This window comes from Oleiphilus sp. HI0061, from assembly GCF_001635675.1.
The window spans coordinates 1-904 of sequence record NZ_LWFE01000367.1; the positions used below are offsets into that span (position 1 = coordinate 1).

1 protein-coding gene is annotated in these 904 nt (G+C 42.4%); it reads left to right on the plus strand.

Annotated elements, in window-relative coordinates; all coding sequences use genetic code 11:
- Window positions 1-664: 664 nt before the first annotated feature.
- Window positions 665-904: methyl-accepting chemotaxis protein (locus A3735_RS05070; protein WP_304439962.1), on the plus strand; the 240-nt coding region annotated here is incomplete at its 3' end.

Genomic DNA, 904 nt, shown 5'->3' on the forward strand with positions numbered 1-904 from the left:
TCCTGGATATAGACGCTGTTTTCGAATATGCGCAAGATGGTTTTACTCTGGTTACCTTTAACCTTTTAGTTAAGAATCTCAATAAAACGCTTTCCGATCAGGCAAGGGCAGTCACTCAAACTTTCACTGTGCATTAATTTAACCTGGTCAGCTGTCTGGAACCCGTGTCTTCTGCGTCGAAATTAGATCATTATAGAGAGCTCGCGGGACCAATTATTCATGCAGTTATCCTCGAAACGGGGAAAAATGATGTGAAGCTGATACGGAAAAAACTAAACCAGGCTTACCCATTTGAAGCTAGGTGTGGACAGGCTTATCGAGCCTGGTTATCAGAAGTACATTCCCAACTTGGCTTTACCTTACGAAGAAAAAACAGTTCAGAAAAACAATTAGACCTGTTCGATCAACCTTAATTATTCTTCTTCGACGGCCTCTAGAACGGATTCAACAGAAGCTGTAGCTAAGCCATCAACATTGACTGAGAAGTTGGGNTTCCCTAGTGAAAGCGCTGCCCCTATAAAAGTATTCCCAATCGCGGTCAATTTCTCTTCATGATCCTCAACACCTAACTGATCACACAAATCAGCCACACCATTAGCAAACTCTTGCAGTTTATCTTCTGTCAGACCTGTCATAGATATTCCTTTAGTACGATTCTGAATCAATGGCAACAGCGATACAGAATATGGAGGAAGTGAAGGAAAGTAATGACGGTATTCTTGCCATGATGAATGTCATTACGGATATCGCTGAGCAGACCAATCTTCTTGCACTTAATGCTGCAATTGAAGCGGCCCGTGCAGGGGATCAAGGTAGAGGATTTGCTGTCGTGGCTGATGAGGTTAGGACACTGTCCAAAAAAAGCAACGAATCAGCTCAGAAGATTAGAACTTTGTTAGACAAA